Below are 21,248 nucleotides of genomic sequence, written 5' to 3' on the forward strand. Positions count from 1 at the left end.
TTGTGCCCGGGTCGGACGCGCGCCTCGGCGTTACGACCTGACATCCGGCGATTCGACGGCCCGACCCGGTGACCGAATCGGCCCGCTTACCTGCCCGCCTGGTGACCGATCTTGGATGACGGCCCTCACCCACCGGGCCGGAGGACCTCCCTGAAACGCTGTCGAGCTGCCCCAGATGTGGGGCAGCTCGACAGGAAGGGCGCAGGGACGGGTTCAGCCCCAGAGGCGCGACGGCACGCGCCGTCCCGGCGTCAGCGGGCCGCGCCGGCGCGTCGCTTGTTGTAGACGTCGAAGGCCACGGCGACGAGCAGGACGAGCCCCTTCACCACCGACTGCGTCGACTGGTCGACACCCATCAGCTGCATGCCGTTGCTCATCACCGCCATGATCAGACCACCGACCATCGCGCCCACCACCGTGCCCACCCCGCCGGTGACCGCCGCGCCACCGATGAACGCCGCGGCAATCGCGTCCAGCTCGAACATGTTGCCGGCGGCGGGCTGAGCGCCGTTGGACCGCGAGGAGTAGATGACGCCAGCGACCGCCGCGAGGAAGCCCATGTTGACGAACATCCAGAAGTTGACGGTGCGGACCTTCACTCCGGAGAGCGCCGCCGCCGAGAGGTTGCCGCCGATCGCGTAGACCTGGCGACCGAAGACGGTACGCCGGGTGAGCAGGCCGTAGACCAGGACGAGGACCGCCAGGACGATCAGCACGATCGGGAGCCCACGGGCGTGCGCCAACTGCCAGGCGAAGTACATGATGACCGCGCCGACCACGGCGACCCGGGCGACGAACAGCGGGAACGACTCGACGGGCTGCTGGTAGCGGATGCGCGCGACGCGGGTGCGGAAGCCGCTCACCGCGTACCCGGCCACGGCTACGGCGCCGATCAGCAGCGTGAAGGCGTCGTAGCCCTGCCCGCCGAGCAGTCCGTTGAGGAATCCCGCCGCGACGCGCTGGTACTCGGCCGGGAACGGCGACAGCGAGATGTTGTCGAGCACCCGCAGGGTGAGGCCACGGAACAGCAGCATCCCGGCCAGGGTCACGATGAAGGCCGGGATGCCGGCGTACGCGACCCAGAAGCCGTGCCAGGCGCCGACCGCGACGCCGACGGCCAGTGCGGCCAGGATGCCGACCCACCACGGGTAGCCCTGCTGGATCACCAGGACGGCGGAGACCGCTCCGGTCAGCGCGACCACCGAACCCACCGACAGGTCGATGTGCCCGCCGATGATCAGGATGACCATCCCGATCGCGAGCACCAGGATGTACGAGTACTGCAGGACGATGTTGGTGATGTTCCCGGGGCTCAGCGACACCCCGTCGGTCAGGATCGCGAAGAGCGCGACGATGACGACCAGGGCGACATAGATCCCGCTCTGCCGCAGGTTGTTCAGCACCAGTGCCCGCAGGTCGCTCGTCCCGGTGTGCAGGGCGGCGGCCGGCGCGCCGTCCGGGGGCGTCGGGCGCTCCGTCGACGGGGTCTTGATGCTGGTCATCCCACGAACTCCTTGTCCTTGGTCATCAGCTCCATGAGGCTCTCCTGGGTCGCCTCGCCCACCGGCTTCTCACCGGTGATCCGGCCCGCGGCGAGGGTGTAGATGCGGTCACACATCCCGAGCAGCTCCGGCAGCTCGGAGGAGATGATGATCACCGCCTTGCCGTCGGCCACCAGCCGATTGATGATCGTGTAGATCTCGTACTTGGCTCCGACGTCGATCCCGCGTGTCGGTTCGTCCAGGATCAGCACGTCCGGGTCGGTGAAGAGCCACTTCGACAGCACGACCTTCTGCTGGTTGCCGCCGGAGAGCTTGCCGACGACGGCCATGACGCTGGGCGTCTTGATGTTCATCTCCCGCCGGCTCGCCTCGGCGACCTTGATCTCCTCGTTGCCGTTCACCCAGCCCAGCCGGGCCAGCCGGTCGAGGGCGGCGGCGGAGACGTTGCGCCGGACGTCGTCGATGAGGTTCAGGCCGAACCGTTTGCGGTCCTCGGTGACGTAGGCGATGCCGTTGTCGATCGCCTCCGCGACGGTACGGGCGCTGATCTCCCGCCCGTGCACGAACAGCCGGCCTTTGATGTCGCGGCCGTAGGACCGGCCGAACACGCTCATCGCCAGCTCGGTCCGCCCGGCCCCCATCAGCCCCGCGACGCCGACGACCTCACCGGCCCGTACGGACAGGCCGACGCCCTCGACGACCATCCGGTCCTGGGTCGGGTGCCGCACCGTCCAGTCCTCGATCCGGAGCACCTCCTCGCCGGGTGACGACTCCCGGTCCGGGTAGAAGCTGTCCAGGTCGCGCCCGACCATGCCCCGGATGATCCGTTGCTGGGTCACGTCGTCGGCTCGCATGTCGAGGGTCTCCACCGCGCGCCCGTCCCGGATGACCGTGGTCGAGTCGGCGATCGCGGTGATCTCGTTGAGCTTGTGGGAGATCATGATGCAGGTGATCCCCTGGTCCTTGAGCTGTCGCAACAGGTCGAGCAGGTGAGCCGAGTCGACGTCGTTGAGGGCGGCGGTCGGCTCGTCCAGGATGAGCAGGCGCACCTTCTTCGACAACGCCTTGGCGATCTCCACCAGCTGCTGCTTGCCCACGCCGAGCTGGATGACCGGGGTGACGGGGTTCTCGTGCAACCCGACGGACGCCAGCAGCTCGGCCGCCTCGGCGTTGGCCCGGTTCCAGTCGATGAGCCCGCTGCGGCCGCGACGTTCGTTGCCGAGGAAGAGGTTCTCGGCGATCGACAGGTACGGCACCAGGGCGAGTTCCTGATGGATGATGACGATGCCGTTGGCCTCGCTGTCCCGGATGCCGCGAAACTGCATCGGCTTGCCGTCGAACAGGATCTCGCCGTCGTACGAGCCGGACGGGTGGACGCCGGACAGCACCTTCATCAGGGTCGACTTGCCGGCGCCGTTCTCACCACAGATGGCGTGGATCTCGCCCCGGCGCACCGCGAGGGTGACGTCCTCCAGCGCGGTCACCCCGGGGAAGGTCTTCGTGATGCGGCGCATCTCGAGGATGGTGTCGTCCATGCTCACTGTCCTCTGTCAGGTACGGACGCGGTACTCCGTGGCGCCGGGCTCGGCGGTGGCCGCCGAGCCCGGCGGACGGTCAGTTCTTGGCCTGACCGGCGGCGACCTCTTCGGCCGTCCAGTAGCCCGAGTCGATGAGCGCGGTCTTGATGTCGTCCTTGTAGACGGTCGCGATCGGCAGCAGGTACGACGGCACGACCTTCACGCCGTTGTTGTACGTCTGCGTGTCGTTGGCCTGCGGCTGCTTGTCCTGCAGGAACGCCTCGGAAGCGTTCACGGCCTGCTCGGCCAGCAGACGGGTGTCCTTGAAGACGGTGCAGGTCTGCACGCCGTCGTTGATCAGCTTGATCGAGGCGATCTCGGCGTCCTGGCCGGTCACCGCCGGGAGCTTCTTACCCGCCTTGCCGTAGCCGGCGTTCTGCAGGGCGGTGATGATGCCCCGGGAGATGCCGTCGTACGGCGACAGGACGCCGTCGACCCGCGAGCCGTCGTTGTAGCTGGAGGTGAGCAGGTCCTCCATCCGCTTCTGCGCGGTCTCCTGCTGCCACCGCAGGATCGCCACCTGCTCGGCGGTGGTCTGGCGCGACTTCACCTTCAGGGTGCCGGCGTCGATGAACGGCTTCAGCGTGTCCATGGCCCCGCCGAAGAAGTACTGGGTGTTGTTGTCATCCAGCGACCCGGCGAAGAGTTCGATGTTGAACGGGCCCTTCGCCGTGCCCTTCGAGCCGTCCTTGTTCAGCAGACCGAGACCGACCAGCAGACCGGTGCCTTGGGCGACGCCGACTTTGTAGTTGTCGAAGCTGACGTAGAAGTCGACGTTCTTGCTGCCGCGGATCAACCGGTCGTAGGCGATGACCGGGATCTTCGCGTCGGCGGCGGCCTGCAACTGGCCGCTGAGCGCCGTGCCGTCGATCGCCGCGATGACCAGGACGTCCGCGCCCTGGGTGATCATCTGGTCGACCTGCTGCGACTGGGTCGGGATGTCGTCGCCCGCGTACTGGAGGTCGACCTTGTAGCCCTTCGCCTCCAGCTTCTCCTTCACCGCTTTGCCGTCGGCGATCCACCGCTCCGAGGTCTGGGTCGGCATCGAGACACCGATGGTCAGGTCGCCGGGCTTCTCTTCGCTGGTGTCACCGCCGCTGCCAGCACCCTCGCCACTGCACGCCGCCAGGCTCAGCGCCAACACCGCGCCGCCGAGAGCAACCAGGAATTTCCTGCGCACGGGTTTCTCCTCTCCGGACTCCCCGCCGACCGCCGGGGCAAGCTGTCACCTTTCGGGTAGTGTTAGCGCTCACACAGCACACGTCAACACCTTCTCGGAAATCCCGGCGCCACAGTCTCGTAACGGAAGCCACCCGGCGAGCGAGGCCGCTCGCGCTCCCTCCACTCCGGACCGGAGCTGGGCGGCAGGAGCGGGAGCCGTCAGCGGCGGGGCGGGGCGGCGACGCTGTCGCGGGCGACCAGGGTCGGGGCGATGGTCTGCCGCAGCGCCCCTCCGGTGCCCGTCTCGATCTGGGTCAGCAACAGCTGAAGACTCGCCCGAGCCACCGCGTCGAAGTCCGGCCGGACGGTGGTCAGCGGCGGGATGAAGTACGCCGCCTCCGGCACGTCGTCGAAGCCGACCACGCTGATCTCGTCCGGCACACGCCGACCGAACTCGTGCAACGCCCGCAGCACGCCCAGCGCGAGATGGTCGTTGGCGGTGAAGATCGCGGTGACCTCCGGCATCCGCGCCAACATCTGCCCGCACCGGTATCCCGAGGCCGCGGACCAGTCCCCCGGCATCAGCGGTGGGAGCTCCGCCCCCGCTGCCGCCAATGCCTCCCGCCAGCCCTCGATCCGACCGACGCTGTCGAACCAGTCGGACGGCCCCGACACGTGCCAGACCGTGCGGTGCCCGGCATCGAGCAGGTGCTGGGTCGCCGCCCGGGCACCAGCCGCCTGGTCGACCGTCACCAACGGCACCGGCCGGCGCGGATCACCGTCGACGGTGACCAACGGGACGTCCTTGGGCAGACGTTCCAGAGCCTCACCGGCCGACTCGACCGGCGCGATGACGACGATGCCAGCGACCCGGTGCGACAGGTGCCGCTCCACCGCAGCCGAGATGGAACGGTGGTCCAGGTCCCGCACACTGCCCACACTGACCGCGAAACCCTCTTCCGCGGCGGTCTGCTCCAACGCGGCCAGCAACGACGCCGGACCGTACAACGTCGTGTTCTGTGCGACCACGCCGATGACCTGCGACCGGCCGGTCACCAACGCACGCGCCGCGCCGTTGGGCCGGTAACCGAGCTCGGCGATCGCCGCCCGCACCCGCAGCCGGGTCTGCTCACGCACGTTGGGGTGCCCGTTGAGCACCCGCGACACCGTCTGGTGGGAGACACCGGCCAGACGAGCGACGTCCGTCATCGCCGGACCGTGCACGGCCATGTCACTCCCCCCGCCCACGACGTCGAAGCTGCGGCCCGCCGACGTCGACCGGGGCGGCCCGGGCCCCGATCCTCCGGCTCACCCACCGAACCGGTGCTGAATCCCTGGTGACCAGCGCTGATTGCCGACAGCCTACGCCAACAGCCCTCGTCGACCCGGCGCGGCCGAGCCGGGACGGCGGAGCATGCGGGACGCGGGCAGCGACGTTCTCGTGGTACGGCATGGCAGCTCGGACTCCTTCCACCGGGAGGGCATTCCGTCGCCGGCGCGGGGTGGCCCGATCCCTACCCGCCCGGCGAAGGCAGGGACGGGCCATCCGTCATGGCTGCGCGGGCCGCGAGGTCAGAAGCCGCGGGCCAGCCGGTAGTACGCCTGGTTCCAGCGGATCTCGTTGGCGAAACGGCGGGGCTCGGTGTCGGCGTCGATGACCACGAGTTCGGTCCGGCTCATCTCGGCCAGGTCGTGCAACTCCTCCACGCCCACCGCCTGCGACAGCACCGTGTGGTGCGGCGCGCCCGCGGTGATCCACGCCTCGGCCGACCCGGGCAGGTGCGGTCGTGGACGCCAGACGGCCCGGGCCACCGGCAGCCGCCGCAACGGCTGCGGCGGAGACACCACGTCGATCTCGTTGGCCACCAGCCGGAAGCGATCCCCCATGTCGGCCAGCCCGAGCACCACCGCCGGACCGGGTGCGGCGTCGAACACGAGCCGGACCGGATCCTCCCGACCGCCGATGTTCAGCGCGTGGATCTCCACGTCGGGCACGCCCGCCGCGATCGTCGGGCAGACCTCGAGCATGTGGGCACCGAGCACCAACTCCTCGCCCGGGGTGAGGTCGTAGGTGTAGTCCTCCATGAACGACGTGCCGCCGTCCAGGCCGACCGACATTGCCTTGAGGGTGTGGACCAGGACGGAGGTCTTCCAGTCGCCCTCGCCGCCGAAGCCGTAGCCGTCCGCCATCAGCCGCTGCACGGCGATGCCGGGCAACTGACGCAGGCCGCCGAGATCCTCGAAGTTGGTGGTGAACGCCCGGAACCCGCCCTCGTCGAGGAAGGCACGCATGCCAAGCTCCAGGCGGGCGGCGTACCGCAGCGAGTCGTGCCGCTCACCGCCGGGACGCAGCTCGGGGACGATGCGGTAGCTGTCGTCGTACTCCTTGACCAGGTCGTCCACCTGGGTGTCGGCGACCTCGTCGACCACCTGGACCAGGTCGTTGACGCCGTAGGTGTTGACCGAGACCCCGAAGCGCAGCTCCGCCTCGACCTTGTCGCCCTCGGTCACCGCGACGTCGCGCATGTTGTCGCCGAAGCGGGCCAGACGCAACGACCGCATCGCCGACCAGCCGACTGCCGCCCGGGCCCAGGCCCCGACGCGGCTCGTCACCCGCGGGTCGCTGACATGCCCGGCGACGGTCTTGCGGGCCACACCAAGGCGGGTCTGGATGTACCCGAACTCCCGGTCGCCGTGGGCGGCCTGGTTCAGGTTCATGAAGTCCATGTCGATCTCGTCCCACGGCAGCAGGACGTTGGCCTGGGTGTGCAGATGCAGCAGCGGCGTCTGCAGCGCGTCCAGGCCGGCGATCCACATCTTCGCCGGGGAGAAGGTGTGCATCCACGCAACGACCCCGATCGCGCCCTGTGCGGCGGCATCGCGGCAGACCCGCAGAATGTCACCGCTGTTGGTCAGGACCGGCTTCCAGACCACCCGGGCGGGAATCTGCGGCGAGTCGTCGAGCACGGCCGCGATCAGACGGGACTGCTCGGCCACCTGCCGGAGCGTCTCCTCGCCGTACATGCCCTGGCTGCCGGTGAGGAACCAGATCTCGGGTTCGGTGCGTGGTGCCATGGGGTTGCCTTCCGCGAGAGGGGCGGTCACTTGTAACGGATTCCGATGAGGCGCTGAAGGAGGATGAACGCGAAGAGCAGACCCCCGATCACGATCTTGGTCCACCAGGAGTTGAGGCTCCCGTCGAAGGTGATGAGCGTCTGGATCACGCCCAGGACCAGCACGCCGAGCACCGTGCCGAGGACGTATCCCGAGCCACCGGTGAGCACGGTGCCGCCGATCACGACCGCGGCGATGACGTCCAACTCCATGCCGACGGCGATCAGGGGCGCACCGGAGAGGGTGTAGAACGACAGCAGGATCCCGCCGATGGCGGAGCAGAGACCACTGATCGTGTAGACGGCGATCCGGGTACGCCCCACCGGCAGGCCCATCAGCAGCGCCGACTGCGGGTTACCGCCGATGGCGTACACGTTGCGCCCCAGCCGGGTGTAGGCCAGCGTGTAGGCGGCGACGGCGACCACTGCGAAGGCGATGAGCACGCTGATCGAGACGAAGTTGCCCCGGGGATCGCCGACCCGCTCCTGCGACATCCTGGTCCAGAACCCGTCGGTGATCGGGATGGACGACCCGGAGATGAACGTGCACATGCCCCGGGCGAAGAACATCCCGGCGAGCGTGACGATGAACGGCTGGATGTCGAAGAAGTGGATGGCGCAGCCCATCAGCAGGCCGAGCGTCGGGCCGATCAGCAGCGCGATGACGAGCACGAGCGCCGCCGGTAGGCCCTGCTGGAGCAGCGAGGCCGACACCATGGCCGTCATGGCGACGACGGACCCGACCGACAGGTCGATGCCGCCGGTGAGGATCACGAAGGTCATCCCCACCGCGACGACGAGCAGGAAGCCGTTGTCGATGAAGACGTTGAAGATGACCTGCACGTTGGAGAACGCCTGGTACTGGGACACGCCGATGCCGTACATCACCAGGAGCAGGGCGAGCGTGGCCAGAACCGGCACCTGCCGCCGTGGCAGCCGGATCCGGGGCCGACGGGCGGTGAGCGATCCAGTGGTCATGCCGGCACCTGCTCCTTCGGCTTGTCGGCAACGGCGCCGCGCGGCGGGGCACCGCTCCTTCGGCGGGTGAAGCGGGCCCGGAAGGCCGGGGCCTGGATGAGGCAGACGGCGATGACGACGACCGCTTTGAACAACAGCGCGGTCTGCGGCGAGATGTTCATGGCGTACACCGTGGTGGTCAGGGTCTGGATGATCAGCGCGCCCAGGATCGTGCCGCTGAGGAAGAACCGGCCGCCCGCGAGGGACGTGCCGCCGATGACGACCGCGAGAATGGCGTCGAGCTCCACCCAGAGGCCGGCGGCGTTGCCGTCGGCGCTGGAGACGTTGGCCGTCATCATGAAACCGGCGATCGCGGCGCAGCCGGCGCTGAGCACGTACGCGAGAAAGATGACCCGGCCGGAGCGGATGCCGGCCAGCCGGCTGGCCTCGGCGTTGCCGCCCACCGACTCGATGATCATGCCGAGCGCGGTGCGGCGTGTGAACGCGCCGACGAGCAGGGCCGCCGCCAGCGCGATGAGGATGGCCAGTGGCAGGGTCAGCACGTGGCCCAGCCCGATCGCCCGGTACGGGCCGGAGTTGATGGTGATGATCTGGCCCTCGGTGATCAGCTGCGCGAGCCCCCGGCCGGCCACCATCAGGATCAGCGTGGCGATGATCGGCTGGATACCGATCACCGCGACCAGCACCCCGTTCCAGGCGCCGAGCACGAGCGCGACCCCGAGCGCCATCGCGAGCGCGGTCAGCACCACGGGAAGGCTGTTCTGGTCGGGCTGTTGGCTGATGTACATGCAGGCGATCGCGCCACTGATCGCGCACAGCGAGCCGACCGACAGGTCGATGCCGCCGGTCGAGATGACCACGGTCATGCCCAGCGCCACGAGGATCAGCGGCGCGCTCAGCCGCAGGATGTCGATCGGCGTGCCGTACAGGTGCCCGTCGGTGACCTCGATGGACAGGAACCCGGGCCGGTAGATCGTGTTCGCGGCCAGCATGACGACCAGCACGGCGGCGGGCCAGAACAGCCGGTGAGCGGTCAGCGCCCGGTAGCGGCCCATGGTGTCGTTCATCGGTCTGCCTCCTCCCGGTGGGACCCGCTGGCGATGGTCTGCATGATGCGGTCGGCGTCGAGGCTGTCGTCGTTGGCGAGCTGCGCGACCAGTTGCCGGTCACGCATCACGGCCACCTTGTGGCTGAGGCGCAGCACCTCCTCCAGCTCGGCGGAGATGAACAGCACGGCCATCCCGCCGTCGGACAACTGCGTCACGAGCTTCTGGATCTCGGTCTTCGCGCCGATGTCGATGCCCCGGGTGGGTTCGTCGAGGATCAGCAGCCGCGGCTCGGTGATCAGCCACCGGGCCAGGAGCACCTTCTGCTGGTTGCCGCCGGAGAGATTGCGCACCGGCACCTCCGGGTCGGACGGCCGGATGCTGAGGGCCTTGATGTACTTCTCGACCAGCTCGTCCTGGCGGCGGCGCGGGACGGGCCGCAGCCAGCCGCGGGCGGCCTGCATGGCGAGGATCAGGTTCTCGCGCACCGACAGGTCGGCGACGATGCCCTCCGCGCGGCGGTTCTCCGAGCAGAAGCCGATGCCGTGGCCGATGGCCTGGGCGGGGGTGCGGAGGCTGCTCGTGGTGCCGTCCACCGTGACCTGTCCGCCGTCGGCCCGGTCGGCGCCGAACAACAGCCGGGCCACCTCGGTACGCCCGGAGCCCAGCAGGCCAGCCAGGCCGACCACTTCCCCGGCGTGGATGGTGAGGCTGAACGGCTCGACCGCTCCGGAACGGCCGAGGCCCGACACGGCAAGGAGCGGGGTGCCCTCTTCCAGGGCCGTCACGTCCCGCCGGGAGTGCTCCTCGATGCTTTCGAGCACGTCGAGTTCCTTGCCGATCATCTTCTCGACCAGCGTGAGCTGGGGTAGCTCGGCGATCGGGTACTCGCCGACGAGCCCGCCGTTGCGCAGCACGGTGATGCGATCGGCGATCTCGTAGACCTGGTCGAGGAAGTGGGTCACGAACAGGATCGCGATGCCCTCGTCGCGGAGCTGACGCATGATGCGGAACAGTTGCGCGACCTCACCGGCGTCGAGGCTGGAGGTCGGCTCGTCCAGGATCAGCACCCGGGCCTGGATGTCGATCGCGCGGGCGATGGCGACCATCTGCTGAATGGCGAGGGAGTACGTCCCGAGCGGTGCGCTGACGTCGAGGTCGAGGTCGAGGCGGGTCAGGAGGGCACGGGCTCGGCGGCGGACCTCTCCCCAGCGGACCGCGCCGAGCCGGCGAGGTTCGCGCCCGATGAAGATGTTCTCCGCCACCGAGAGGTTGGTGCAGAGGTTGACCTCCTGGTAGACGGTGCTCACCCCGGCGGCCGTGGCCTGCATCGGCCCGGTGAAGGACACCGGTTCGCCGTCGAGGGTGATCACGCCCTCGTCGGTGTCGTAGACGCCGGTCAGGACCTTGATGAGGGTCGACTTGCCGGCGCCGTTCTCGCCCATCAGGGCGTGCACCTCGCCGGGGAGGAGCCGGAAGTCGACGTCGTGGAGTGCGCGCACCCCGGGGAAGGACTTGCTGATCCCGGTCATCGTCAGGACCGGACGACTATCCGTCATCCCATCAGACCTCTTCTGGTTGTCGACGTGGACGTGTCCTGGCGACGAGGCGGGGCCGCCACGCGAGCGCGGCGACCCCGGCGTCGATCAGTACTTGCGGTTGGGCAGTGCCTCCTTGGCCTGCTCCTGGGTGAAGGTGGTCTCCTCGGTCTCGATCCGAGCCGGCACCTCCTCGCCCGCGTGGACCTTCTTCGTCAGGTCCATCAACTGCGGGCCGAGCAGTGGGCTGCACTCCGCGATGAAGTTGAACTTGCCGTCGGCGAGGGCCTGCATGCCGTCCTTGACGGCGTCGACCGTGATGATGGTGATGTCCTTGCCGGGCACCTTGCCGGCGGCGGTGATCGCCTCCAGCGCGCCCAGGCCCATGTCGTCGTTGTGCGCGAACAGCACGTCGATCTTCGGGTTGGCCTTGAGGAACTGCTCCATGACCTGCTTGCCGCCGGCCCGGGTGAAGTCGCCCGACTGGGACGCGACGACCTTCAGGTTCGGGTTGGCGGCGATCGCCTCGGCGAAGCCCTTCTTGCGGTCATTGGCCGGCGCCGCGCCGGTGGTGCCCTGCAACTCGACGATGTTCACCGGCCCGGACGCGGTCTTCTTCTGCTCGACCAGCCACTCCCCGGCGAGCCGGCCCTCCTTGACGAAGTCCGAGCCGATGAAGGTCTTGTAGAGGGACTTGTCGGCCGAGTCGACCGAGCGGTCGGTCAGGATCACCGGGATGCCGGCGTCCTTGGCCTCCTTGAGCACGGTGTCCCAGCCCGACTCCACCACCGGCGAGAAGGCGATCACGTCGACCTTCTGCTGGATGTAGTTGCGGATCGCCTTGATCTGGTTTTCCTGCTTCTGCTGCGCGTCGTCGAACTTCAGCTCGATGCCGGCCGCGGCGGCGGAGTCCTTGATGGAGGTGGTGTTCGCGGTGCGCCAGCCGCTCTCCGCACCGACCTGGGAGAAGCCCAGGGTGATCTTGCCGTCGTCGGCGGCCCCGCCGGTGTCGCTGTTGCCGCAGGCGGCCACGCTGCCGACGAGCAGCACGCTGGCGAGGACCGCCGCGGCGCGCCACGGAGCGGAGGGCGTTCGCATCTTTCGCATCGGATCTCCTTGGCTCGGGGTGGTGGGTGACCGCGCCAACCGCCGACGTGCGGAGAGCGGCGTACGCGGGTGGTGCGTACTGGTACCTCGGTGGTGCCGGCCGGCGGATCCGGGCGTGGCCGGTGGCCGGTCAGGAACCCGCCGGTGAGAGCGGTTGTTGGCCGTAGACGTTCTGGTAGCGGTGGTAGAGCGCGTCGATGTCGGCCTGCGCGATCGGCACCGGCTGCCCGAGTGCGCGAGCCAGGTGCGCGGTGCGGGCGACGTCCTCGCACATGACCGCGGCCTTGACCGCCGCGCGGGCGTCACGACCGACGGTGAAGACGCCGTGGTTGCGCATGAGCACCGCGGGTGAGCGATGCCCGGCGAGCGTGGCGACGATGCCCTTGCCGATGTCGTCACCACCGATCAGGGCGAACGGGCCCACCGGGATCTCCCCGCCGAACTCGTCGGCCTGGGCGGTCAGGTGGCAGGGGATCGCCTCCCCCCGGGCCGCCCAGGCGGTGGCGTAGCTGCTGTGCGTGTGGACGACCCCGCCGACCTCCGGCATCGCCCGGTAGACGTAGGCGTGGGCGGCGGTGTCGCTGGACGGGGCGAGGTCGCCCTCGACGAGGACGCCATCGAGGTCGCAGACCACCATGGTGTCCGCCGAGAGTTCGTCGTAGCCGACGCCGCTGGGCTTGATGACCATGAGGTCCAGACCGGAAACCCGCGCGGAGATGTTGCCGGCCGTCCAGGCCACCAGGCGGTACCGGGTCAGTTCGGCGTGCAGCCGGGCGACCGTCTCGCGCAGTTCGCCGATCTGTCGGCTCACCTCGGCGTTCACGCGACCACCTCCAGCGCTGTCTCGTGCGTGGCCACACCGGTCCCGAGGGCGGCGTTGCGGATCGTCCGCAGGCGGAGCATGACGTCGTTGCCACCGCGACCGAAGTGGTCGTGCAGCGCCCGGTACTCGGCATAGAGGGCGTCGTACGCCCGTGCCCGATCGGGATCCGGCCGGTGGACAGCCTCGTGCACCCGGCCCATCGCCCGCGACGCCTCGTGGATCGAGGGGTACTCGCCAGCGGCGACGGCGGCGTGGATCGCCGACCCGAGCGCCGGCCCCTGCGCGGAGCCGATGATGCTCAGCGGCCGGTTGGTCACGTCGGCGTAGATCTGCATCAGCAGTTCGTTGGAGGTGAGACCGCCGGCGATCACCAGGTCGTCCACCGCCACGCCGGCCTCGACGAACGCCTCGATGATCATCCGCGTGCCGTACGCCGTGGACTCCAACAGCGCCCGGTAGATGTCCTGCGGCCGGGTGGCCAGGGTCATCCCGACGATCATCCCGCTGAGGTCGTGGTTGACCAGCAGCGAGCGGTTGCCGTTCCACCAGTCCAGCGCGACCAGGCCGTGCGCGCCGACCGGCTGGCTGGCGGCCAACTCCGTGAGGCGTTCGTGCGAGTCGAACCCGGTCGGGGCGGCGTGCTCGACGAACCAGCCGAAGATGTCGCCGACTCCGCTCTGCCCGGCCTCGTAACCCCATGCGCCGGGGCTGATGCCACCGTCGACGACGCCGCACATCCCGGCCACCTCGGCGAGGTGTGCGCCGTTGACCACGTGGCAGGTCGAGGTGCCCATGATCGCCACGAGCCGACCGGGCTCCACGGCCTGCGCGGAGGCCGCCGTGACGTGCGCGTCGACGTTGCCGGCGGCCACCGCGATCCCCTCCGGCAGGCCGGTCCAGGCCGCGGCACGGGCGGTGAGCGAGCCGGCCCGGGCGCCGAGGGGCAGCAGTGGGCCGTCCAACTTGGCCACGAAGTCGGCGAAGTCGGGGTTGAGCGCGGTCAGGAAACCCGCCGACGGGTACCGGCCATCCTGCCGGATCCCCTTGTAACCGGCCGTACAGACGTTCCGGGTCTCGGTGCCGCTGAGCTGCCAGACGATCCAGTCCGCGGCCTCGATGAAACGTTCGGCCCGGTGGTAGACCTCGGGGTCCTCTTCCAGGATCTGCAGGCCCTTGGCGAACTGCCACTCGGCGGAGATCTTGCCGCCGTACCGGCCGATCCACGGCTCGGCACGATCGTGCGCCAAGGCGTTGATCCGGTCGGCGTGCGGCTGGGCGGCGTGGTGCTTCCACAGCTTGACCCAGGAGTGCGGGCGGTCGCGCAGCTCCGGCACCTCGCACAACGGAGTGCCGTCGGCGAACGTCGGCAGCACGGTGCAGGCGGTGAAGTCGATGCCGATGCCGACGATCGCGGCGGGGTCGACCCCGGCGGCGGACACGGCCGCCGGTACGGCGTACCGCAGCACGTCGCGGTAGTCGTCCGGATTCTGCAGGGCCCAGTCCGGCGGCAGTGGCCGGCCTCCGGGAAGCGCCGCGCTGATGACTCCGTCGCGGTACTCGTGCACCGCGGTCCCCAACTCGGCGCCGTCACCGACACGGACCACCAGGGCTCGCCCGGACAGGGTGCCGAAGTCGACGCCGACGACGTAGCTTTCGCCGGCTCCGTCCACACGGGTCATGTCCACCTCCACCGTTGACGGACCCAGTGTTAACGCTCACATCCAGAGCCGTCAAGACATCTGCCCGCAACAGCTTCGCAACGTCCGCGGGTGCCCATGGTGCTCCCGGCAGACCCGAGCATGAACCGACGGCCCGGCTGGTCAGCCGGGCCGTCGGTCTTCGGTGGATTGGCCGGGATCAGCCCGCGGCCCTGCGCTTGTACAGCGCCTTGGCCCAGAAGAAGCAGAGCACGGAGATGGTGGCGCACCAGCCGACCGCGAGGATCGCGTTGTTGCCGATCCCGGTGCCGAGCAGCAGGCCGCGAATGGTCTCCATGACCGGCGTGAAGGGCTGGTAGTCCGCGAACCACCGTACCGCGGTGGGCATGGAGTCGGTGGGGACGAACCCGCTGCCGAGGAACGGCAGCAGCACCAGCGGCATCGGCAGGTTGCTCGCCGTCTCGACACTCTCGCTGACCAGGCCGAGCGCCACCGACAGCCAGGTGAGCGCAAAGGTGATCATGGCCAGGACGCCGATCGCGGCGAGCCACTCGATCGGGTTGGCGGTCGGTCGGAACCCGACCAGCAGCGCCACGCCGGTGACGGCCGCGAGACTGATCAGTGTCTGGAACAGGCTGCCCAGCACGTGGCCGGTGAGGACCGACGGTCGGAAGATCGCCATGGTGCGGAACCGGGCGATGATGCCCTCGGTCATGTCCATGGCAATCGAGATGGCGGTGCCCTGCGCCCCGCTGACCACCGTGATGATCAGGATGCCAGGGGTGACGTAGTTGGCGTACTGGGCACGGTCGCCGGAGGGCCCGAGGCCGGCGCCGAGCGTGCCACCGAAGACATAGACGAAGAGCAGCAGGATGATGACCGGGATGCCGACGAGCATGAGGGTCATCGACGGATAGCGCCGCATGTGCAGGAGGTTGCGCCGCAGCATCGTGCTCGAGTCACGGACGGCAAGAGAGAGAGTGGTCATCGCGCCATGGCCCTTTCGTTGTCGGGTTGGCCGGTGAGGGCAAGGAAGACGTCATCGAGATCGGGGGTGTGCAGGGCGAGGCCGGCCACGCTGACCGAGGCGCGGTCGAGTTGGTCGAGCAGGGACCGCAGCGACCCGACCCCGCCGTCGCTCGGGACCTGCAGGGTGAGCGCCGTGTCGTCGCGGGTGGCCGTCGCGAGCGTGCGGGCGGCCGCGTCGAGCCCCGCCAGGTCGGCGAACTCCAGCACGACGTGTCCACCGGGGATGAGCCGTTTGAGCTCGTGCGGGGTGCCCTCGGCGATCAGGCGACCGTGGTCGAGGAACGCGACCCGGTCGGCGAGTTGGTCGGCCTCCTCCAGGTACTGCGTGGTCAGGAAGATGGTGACGCCATCCGCCACGAGGTCACGGATGATCTGCCACATGGCGCGGCGGCTGCGCGGGTCGAGGCCGGTCGTCGGCTCGTCGAGGAAGATGAGGCGGGGCTCCCCCACCAGGGTCATCGCGAGATCGAGCCGCCGGCGCATGCCGCCGGAGTAGGTCGACACCGGCTTGCTCGCCGCCTCCACCAGGTCGAACTGGTCGAGCAGTTCGGCGGTGCGCCGCCGGCCGGCCGCCCGGTCCAGGTGGCACAGGTCGGCCATCAGGTTCAGGTTCTCCCGACCGGTGAGCAGGTTGTCGACGGCGGAGAACTGGCCGGTGACGCCGATCAGCTCGCGTACGGCGTCGGGCTCTCGGGTGAGGTCGTGGCCGGCGATGCGGGCTTCGCCGCTGTCGGCATTGATCAGAGTGGACAGGATCTGCACGGCGGTGGTCTTGCCGGCGCCGTTGGGGCCGAGCAACGCGAAGATCGTTCCTTCGGCGATCTCCAGGTCGATGCCCTTGAGCACGACCTTGTCGCCGTAGGACTTGCGCAGGCCGGTCGCGATGATCGCGGGCCGGGAGGGTCGGGCCATGGTCTCCTCGATTCGTGGACGGTCTCGCCGTGCGCGGTCCATCAGGCACGGCGGATCATGATGTCGCCGTAGGCGGTGCTCGCCCGGACCTCGACCGTTTCGTCGGTCTGCCCCGGGCTGTCTGTCGTGTCGAGCGCGTTGTGCACCCGGCCATGGCGGGAGCTGACGTCGAGCCAGGCGGCGGTCCCGCGGCGGACGCCGACCTCGATGGCCCCGTAGGAGGTCTGCACCTCGATCGACCCCCGCACGACCCCACCGAGGCGGACGTTGCCGTAGGCCGTGCGCGCCTCCACCGAGGCCATCGGCTCGTCGACGGCGATGTCGCCGTAGGCGGTGTTGAGCCGGACGTTGCCGTTGCTCTGGCCGATCCAGCAGTCGCCGGAAGAGTTCTTGATCTCGGCGGTGCCGTCGACCACGCCGATGCGTACCTTGCCGGAGGACGCCTTCACCTGGGCAGATCCGGCGACGTGCTCGACGGTGACCTCGCCGTGGCTGCTGTCGATGTCCACCGGCCCGGTCCGGTCGAGCCGGATCGCGCCACCGGTCTTGACGTTGCACTCGCCGAGCCGCCCCTCGCAGCGGAAGGCCGCCCAGGATGCCTTGGCGTCCACCCGCGATCCACTCGGCACCTCGATCAGGAGGTCGACCGAGGGTCCGGCTCCGGGGCCGAAGCGACGCCAGCTCTTCGGCGCTTTGATCATCAGTTGGCCGGCGGCGAACTCGACCGTGGTCTGCTCGGAGGCGCTCACGTCGGCCTTGCTCGACGGGTCACGGGGCCGCACCCGCACGACGGTGTCGGTGCGGTCGGTCGCGGCGATCCAGGCGTCGCCGACGGGCAGCTCGATCTGGACGGAGATGGGCTCTGGCGTATCGAAAACAGGCATGGTGGTCTCCCGGAATGTGGGCAGCGGGCATCGCTACAGGTGAGCGGCGGGAAGAAAGAAGAAGGGGTACGCGGTCAGCGCGCCCAGCCGGTGAAGTGCTGGCCGGAGCGCGGCTCCGTCCGGCGGGTCGGACGACGATCTGGATCGCCCGCCCCGATGGCGCCGGCGACAGCACGCACCAGCCAGGCGTTGACCGACAGCCCGGCGCGGCCGGCGGCCTCTTCGACGCTGGCCTTCAGGTGGTCGGGGAGGCGGAGGTTGATCCTCGACGTGCCGCCGTCGTCACCCTCGGGTGTGAGCACCGGCGCTGGCTGCGCGGGCGCGCGGGTCTGCTCGCCAGCGCCGTTGACCGGCGGGCTGGCCGGCGTCACCACGAAGTCGGGCTCGCGACCGCGCAGCCGTACGTGCACCGAACCCGGGGCGAGCTCGCGGGTGATCTCGTCGGCCGCGTCGGACAGCGCCTCGAGCAGCGTGAGGCGGGTCGCCGCCTCCAACTGGGTGAAGAGCCGCTCGGCCAGCGCGCGACCGTCCTGGTCGACGCCCTCCGCGGCCACAGCGAACTCGTTTCGCAGGTTCTCGACGTACGACCTCAGTTCCATGGCACCATCATGGCATCACTTTGGCTCAGCCGCAACACCCATTGGCTCACGATGGTGCCACCAGGTAGGAACCGGTCAGTCCCCGCGGCCCCCGATGGGCGACGTCAATTCGCCGAAGGCGCGCCTGACCAGGAGGTTCGCGTCCTCCTGGTCCAGCCCGGTAGCCACCAGCAGGTCACTGACGGTCGTTCGGACCTGCGCGACCACGACGGCACCGGAGAAGCCGACCCCCTCCCGGTAGGCGTCACCGGCCGCACAGACCGCTCGCAGCGCCTGATCCCGCGCTTGCCGCGGTTCGTCGCCGACGGCGAACTGCCGTTTCAGGAGCCGGACCGCCTCGGCCAGGCAGGCGACCGCCCTCGGCATCGGCTCCGGGACCGGCTCGCCGTCCTCGATGAGACTCACCGCCCTGCGGATCAACGTCCCGCTGTTGCGCATCGCCCGGTCGATCGGTTCCGCCGCATGCGCGAACCGGCCCACCGGCCCGTGCCGCTCGTGCCAGTGCAACGGCGAGAGGGTGCTGGCCTCCCGGGCACCCTGGGTCGCCTCGACGAGTGCCTTCAACTCGTCCTTGTTCTGCCGCAGCTCGGCCAGGGCCGTACGCGCCGCAGCGGCATCGCGTTCGGTCAGCGCGCCGGCGGTGGCGTCGAGCTGGGTGCTGAGGAGATCCAGCGCCGGCCGCGCGGCCCGGTTGAGCACCCGCAGGGGGTTCAGCGGCAGCAGCACCGCGGTCACCAGCAGCGCCACCCCTCCCCCCACGAGCGCGTCCACGAACCGGGGGATCTCCAGGTCACGCACGGATGGGCTGAGCGTGGTGATGAGCACCGCGGTCGCCCCGGCCTGGACCACCACCGCCGCACTGCCGACGAGGAACAACGCGACGAGGATCGCCAGGACGACGACCACGGCGAGCTGCCACCACCCGGTGCCGATCACGACGAGCAGCAGGTCACCGATCAGCACCCCGACGGTCACCCCGATGATCAGCTCGACGGTGCGGCGCAGGCGTTGGCCGACCGACGCGGCGAGGGTCGACACCGCGGAGATCGGCGCGAACAACGGCTGCGAGATGTGCAGCAGGTCGTGCGCCACCAGCCAGGACAGCGTCGCGGCCAGGCCGGCCTGCACGGCGAGCCCGCCCATGGCGCGTACCCGACGCAACCGGTCCCGCACGGTGGCCGCCGAACGGCCGCGAAGCCGGGCGACGATCGCCGCCAGGCCGGTCTGGGCGGTGTCGTCGGTGCGGGTCGAGGCTCCCCTGTCCGCTTCGTGCCGACCCGCATCGACCATGGCGGCACCTACCCCGCCATGCCCGGATCAATCCTGGCAGCCGTCGCCGCGGGCCGCCGCAGCCAGCGGTCAGCCCGCGGGCGACCGGACGTCGGCCGTGGTGAATGTAGGCTCTACCACCGTGACGTTCGTCCTGCTGGTCGAGGCATACCGCGACGAGCTGACGGCCCACTGCTACCGGATGCTCGGCTCCTTCCACGACGCCGAGGACGCGGTGCAGGAGACCTTCACGCGGGCCTGGCAGAGCGGGGACCGGTACGAGGATCGCGGCACGCTGCGAGCCTGGCTCTACAAGATCGCCACCAACCGGTGCCTCACCATGATCGAACGCCGGGGTCGGCGCCGGGAGTTGCCCACTGACCTCACGCCGGGGGCGGCGGCAGTGGCCGAAACCGCCTGGCTCGGGCCGTACCCGGACCGGCGGTCGGCCCCCGCCGGGGAACTGGACCCGGCGCAGCGGATGGTGGAGCGCGAGCATCTGGAGCTCGCGTTCGTCGCATCGCTGCAGCACCTGCCCGGCCGGCAGCGGGCCGTGCTGCTGTTGCGGGACGTGCTCGGCTACCCCGCCGCCGAGGTCGCCGATCTGCTCGACACCTCCGCCGCGGCGGTCAACAGTGCCCTGCAACGGGCCCGCCGGGTGGTCGACGCGCTGCGCCCGACCGCCACCAGCCAGCAGACGGAGTTGAGCGGCCTCGGCGACGAGAAGGTACGCGAGGTGGCCCGGCGATACGTGGCCGCGTGGGAGCGGGGCGACGTCGACGCCATCCTGGCGATGCTCACCGACGACGCCCGGTACTCGATGCCGCCGCTGCCCCGGTGGTACGAGGGCCACGAGGGCATCCGAGGGTTCCTGCTGGACGGCCCGCTGGCGGTGCGGTGGCGGTTCGTCCCGACGTACGCGAACGGGCAGCTCGCCTTCGGGACCTACCTCTGGGATCCGGAGACGTCTGTCTTCACCGCTGCGGCAGTGGACGTCGTCGCGCTGCGCGGCACCATGATCGCCGAGGTGGTGTCGTTCCTTACCCCGGAGACCGTCCGGATGTGCGGCCTCGGCATGGAACTCGGGCAGGACGAGGAAAGTTGGTCAGTACGCGGCGATGAGTTCGTCGCTCCGCGCGGGTTGTAGAGGTGAGAGCTACCCGACCCACGAGGGGACATCATGGCCGACGACGAGACACAGATCCGCGAACTGATCGAACGCTGGACGCAGGCGGTCCGGGTCGGTGACCTGCCCGGCGTCCTCGCCGACCACGCCGAGGACATCGTCATGTACGACGTCCCCCCGCCGTACCAGGGCGTCGAGGGCATTGAGGCGTACGAGCGGAGCTGGCCCGACTTCTTCCGGTGGCAGGCATCGGGCGCCACGTTCGAGCTGGCCAGCCTCGACATCACCGCGGGCGACACCGTCGCCTACGCCCATGCGCTGCTGCGCTGCGGCACCCCCGCCGACCTGGCGAAGAGGCCGGAGTTCCTGCTGCGCCTGACCCTCGGCCTGCGTAAGGAGGGCGGCTCGTGGGTCGTCGCCCACGAGCACCACTCGTTCCCCGACGACAACGGCGCGGACGAGCGCGAAGAATCCGAACGCGAGGTGCGGGCGCTGCACCGGCGCTGGTTCGAGGCCACTGCGGCGAAGGACCTCGACGGCCTCATGGAGCCCATCGCCCCGGCCGTCGTGTCGTACGAACACGAGCAGCCGCTGGAGTACGTCGGCCGGGACCAGGTCCGCGAGGTCTGCGCCAGCGGCCTCGACGCCAGCGGCGGCACCGTCACCTGGGAGGTTCCCGATCTGGCGGTCGTCGTCCGCGACGACCTGGCGGTGTCATGGGGCCTGAACCGGATGACCGCGCAACAGGAGGACGGCACCACCAGCGAGAGCTGGTCGCGGGGCACGCGGGTGTTCCACCGGACCGACCACGGCTGGGAGATGGTCCACCAGCACGTGTCGCTCCCGCTCGACCTGGAGACCGGGCTGGCGAGGACGGACCTGATGCCCACCCGGGCGCGCTAGCCCTCGCCACCGGGGTCGGCTCC

General features: G+C 69.8%; 18 protein-coding genes. 2 read left to right on the forward strand and 16 right to left on the reverse strand.

What is annotated here, in order from left to right; all coding sequences use genetic code 11:
- Window positions 1-251: 251 nt before the first annotated feature.
- The 16 genes from mmsB to ACFY29_RS21730 form a co-directional block, all read right to left on the reverse strand.
- Window positions 252-1,502, reverse strand: a complete 1,251-nt coding sequence (mmsB, locus tag ACFY29_RS21655; protein WP_355612300.1) for a multiple monosaccharide ABC transporter permease — start codon at window positions 1,500-1,502, stop codon at window positions 252-254.
- Window positions 1,499-3,037 (reverse strand): multiple monosaccharide ABC transporter ATP-binding protein, encoded by a 1,539-nt coding sequence (gene mmsA, locus ACFY29_RS21660; protein ID WP_386988855.1) that lies wholly within the window; start codon window positions 3,035-3,037, stop codon window positions 1,499-1,501. The genes mmsB and mmsA overlap by 4 nt, the downstream gene beginning before the upstream one ends.
- Before the next feature lie 79 nt (window positions 3,038-3,116).
- Window positions 3,117-4,259 (reverse strand): multiple monosaccharide ABC transporter substrate-binding protein, encoded by a 1,143-nt coding sequence (gene chvE / locus ACFY29_RS21665; RefSeq protein WP_386988858.1) that lies wholly within the window; start codon window positions 4,257-4,259, stop codon window positions 3,117-3,119.
- Between the two features lie 200 nt (window positions 4,260-4,459).
- Entirely contained in the window at window positions 4,460-5,449 is a 990-nt protein-coding gene (locus ACFY29_RS21670; RefSeq protein WP_328425391.1) for a LacI family DNA-binding transcriptional regulator, read from the reverse strand.
- 363 nt (window positions 5,450-5,812) lie between these two features.
- Complete coding sequence (gene araA / locus ACFY29_RS21675; RefSeq protein ID WP_386988862.1) at window positions 5,813-7,315, reverse strand: L-arabinose isomerase; 1,503 nt, start codon at window positions 7,313-7,315, stop codon at window positions 5,813-5,815.
- 26 nt (window positions 7,316-7,341) lie between these two features.
- Window positions 7,342-8,331 carry a galactofuranose ABC transporter, permease protein YjfF gene (gene yjfF / locus ACFY29_RS21680; RefSeq protein ID WP_328425387.1) on the reverse strand — a complete coding sequence of 330 codons (990 nt, stop codon included), beginning with the start codon at window positions 8,329-8,331 and terminating at the stop codon, window positions 7,342-7,344.
- Entirely contained in the window at window positions 8,328-9,398 is a 1,071-nt protein-coding gene (locus ACFY29_RS21685; protein WP_355612287.1) for an ABC transporter permease, read from the reverse strand. The genes yjfF and ACFY29_RS21685 overlap by 4 nt, the downstream gene beginning before the upstream one ends.
- Window positions 9,395-10,936, reverse strand: coding sequence for a sugar ABC transporter ATP-binding protein (locus tag ACFY29_RS21690; RefSeq protein ID WP_355612284.1), 1,542 nt, complete (start codon window positions 10,934-10,936; stop codon window positions 9,395-9,397). The genes ACFY29_RS21685 and ACFY29_RS21690 overlap by 4 nt, the downstream gene beginning before the upstream one ends.
- A gap of 87 nt (window positions 10,937-11,023) precedes the next feature.
- Complete coding sequence (locus ACFY29_RS21695) at window positions 11,024-12,022, reverse strand: ABC transporter substrate-binding protein (RefSeq protein WP_386988868.1); 999 nt, start codon at window positions 12,020-12,022, stop codon at window positions 11,024-11,026.
- A 130-nt stretch (window positions 12,023-12,152) separates the two neighbouring features.
- Window positions 12,153-12,845 (reverse strand): L-ribulose-5-phosphate 4-epimerase, encoded by a 693-nt coding sequence (locus tag ACFY29_RS21700; protein ID WP_386988870.1) that lies wholly within the window; start codon window positions 12,843-12,845, stop codon window positions 12,153-12,155.
- Window positions 12,842-14,524 carry a ribulokinase gene (gene araB / locus ACFY29_RS21705; protein WP_386988873.1) on the reverse strand — a complete coding sequence of 561 codons (1,683 nt, stop codon included), beginning with the start codon at window positions 14,522-14,524 and terminating at the stop codon, window positions 12,842-12,844. The genes ACFY29_RS21700 and araB overlap by 4 nt, the downstream gene beginning before the upstream one ends.
- A gap of 178 nt (window positions 14,525-14,702) precedes the next feature.
- Window positions 14,703-15,491, reverse strand: coding sequence for an ABC transporter permease (locus tag ACFY29_RS21710; RefSeq protein WP_355612272.1), 789 nt, complete (start codon window positions 15,489-15,491; stop codon window positions 14,703-14,705).
- Window positions 15,488-16,444 carry an ATP-binding cassette domain-containing protein gene (locus ACFY29_RS21715; RefSeq protein WP_386988876.1) on the reverse strand — a complete coding sequence of 319 codons (957 nt, stop codon included), beginning with the start codon at window positions 16,442-16,444 and terminating at the stop codon, window positions 15,488-15,490. Before ACFY29_RS21715 ends, ACFY29_RS21710 begins: the two co-directional genes overlap by 4 nt.
- A 41-nt stretch (window positions 16,445-16,485) precedes the next feature.
- On the reverse strand, window positions 16,486-17,328 hold the full coding sequence (locus ACFY29_RS21720; protein ID WP_355612267.1) for a DUF4097 family beta strand repeat-containing protein: 843 nt from the start codon (window positions 17,326-17,328) through the stop codon (window positions 16,486-16,488).
- 74 nt (window positions 17,329-17,402) lie between these two features.
- Complete coding sequence (locus ACFY29_RS21725) at window positions 17,403-17,927, reverse strand: hypothetical protein (protein ID WP_386988880.1); 525 nt, start codon at window positions 17,925-17,927, stop codon at window positions 17,403-17,405.
- Window positions 17,928-18,002: 75 nt separating this feature from the next.
- A complete protein-coding gene (locus tag ACFY29_RS21730; protein WP_386988882.1) occupies window positions 18,003-19,217 on the reverse strand; it encodes an aromatic acid exporter family protein in 1,215 nt (404 codons plus the stop codon).
- Here ACFY29_RS21730 and ACFY29_RS21735 point away from each other — a divergent pair.
- Window positions 19,216-20,343 carry a sigma-70 family RNA polymerase sigma factor gene (locus tag ACFY29_RS21735; RefSeq protein ID WP_386988885.1) on the forward strand — a complete coding sequence of 376 codons (1,128 nt, stop codon included), beginning with the start codon at window positions 19,216-19,218 and terminating at the stop codon, window positions 20,341-20,343. The genes ACFY29_RS21730 and ACFY29_RS21735 overlap by 2 nt on opposite strands.
- 33 nt (window positions 20,344-20,376) lie before the next feature.
- Entirely contained in the window at window positions 20,377-21,225 is an 849-nt protein-coding gene (locus ACFY29_RS21740) for a YybH family protein (RefSeq protein ID WP_386988888.1), read from the forward strand.
- Window positions 21,226-21,248 lie beyond the last annotated feature (23 nt).

This window comes from Micromonospora sp. NPDC000668 (assembly GCF_042897975.1).
Classification (GTDB): Bacteria; Actinomycetota; Actinomycetes; order Mycobacteriales; family Micromonosporaceae; genus Micromonospora.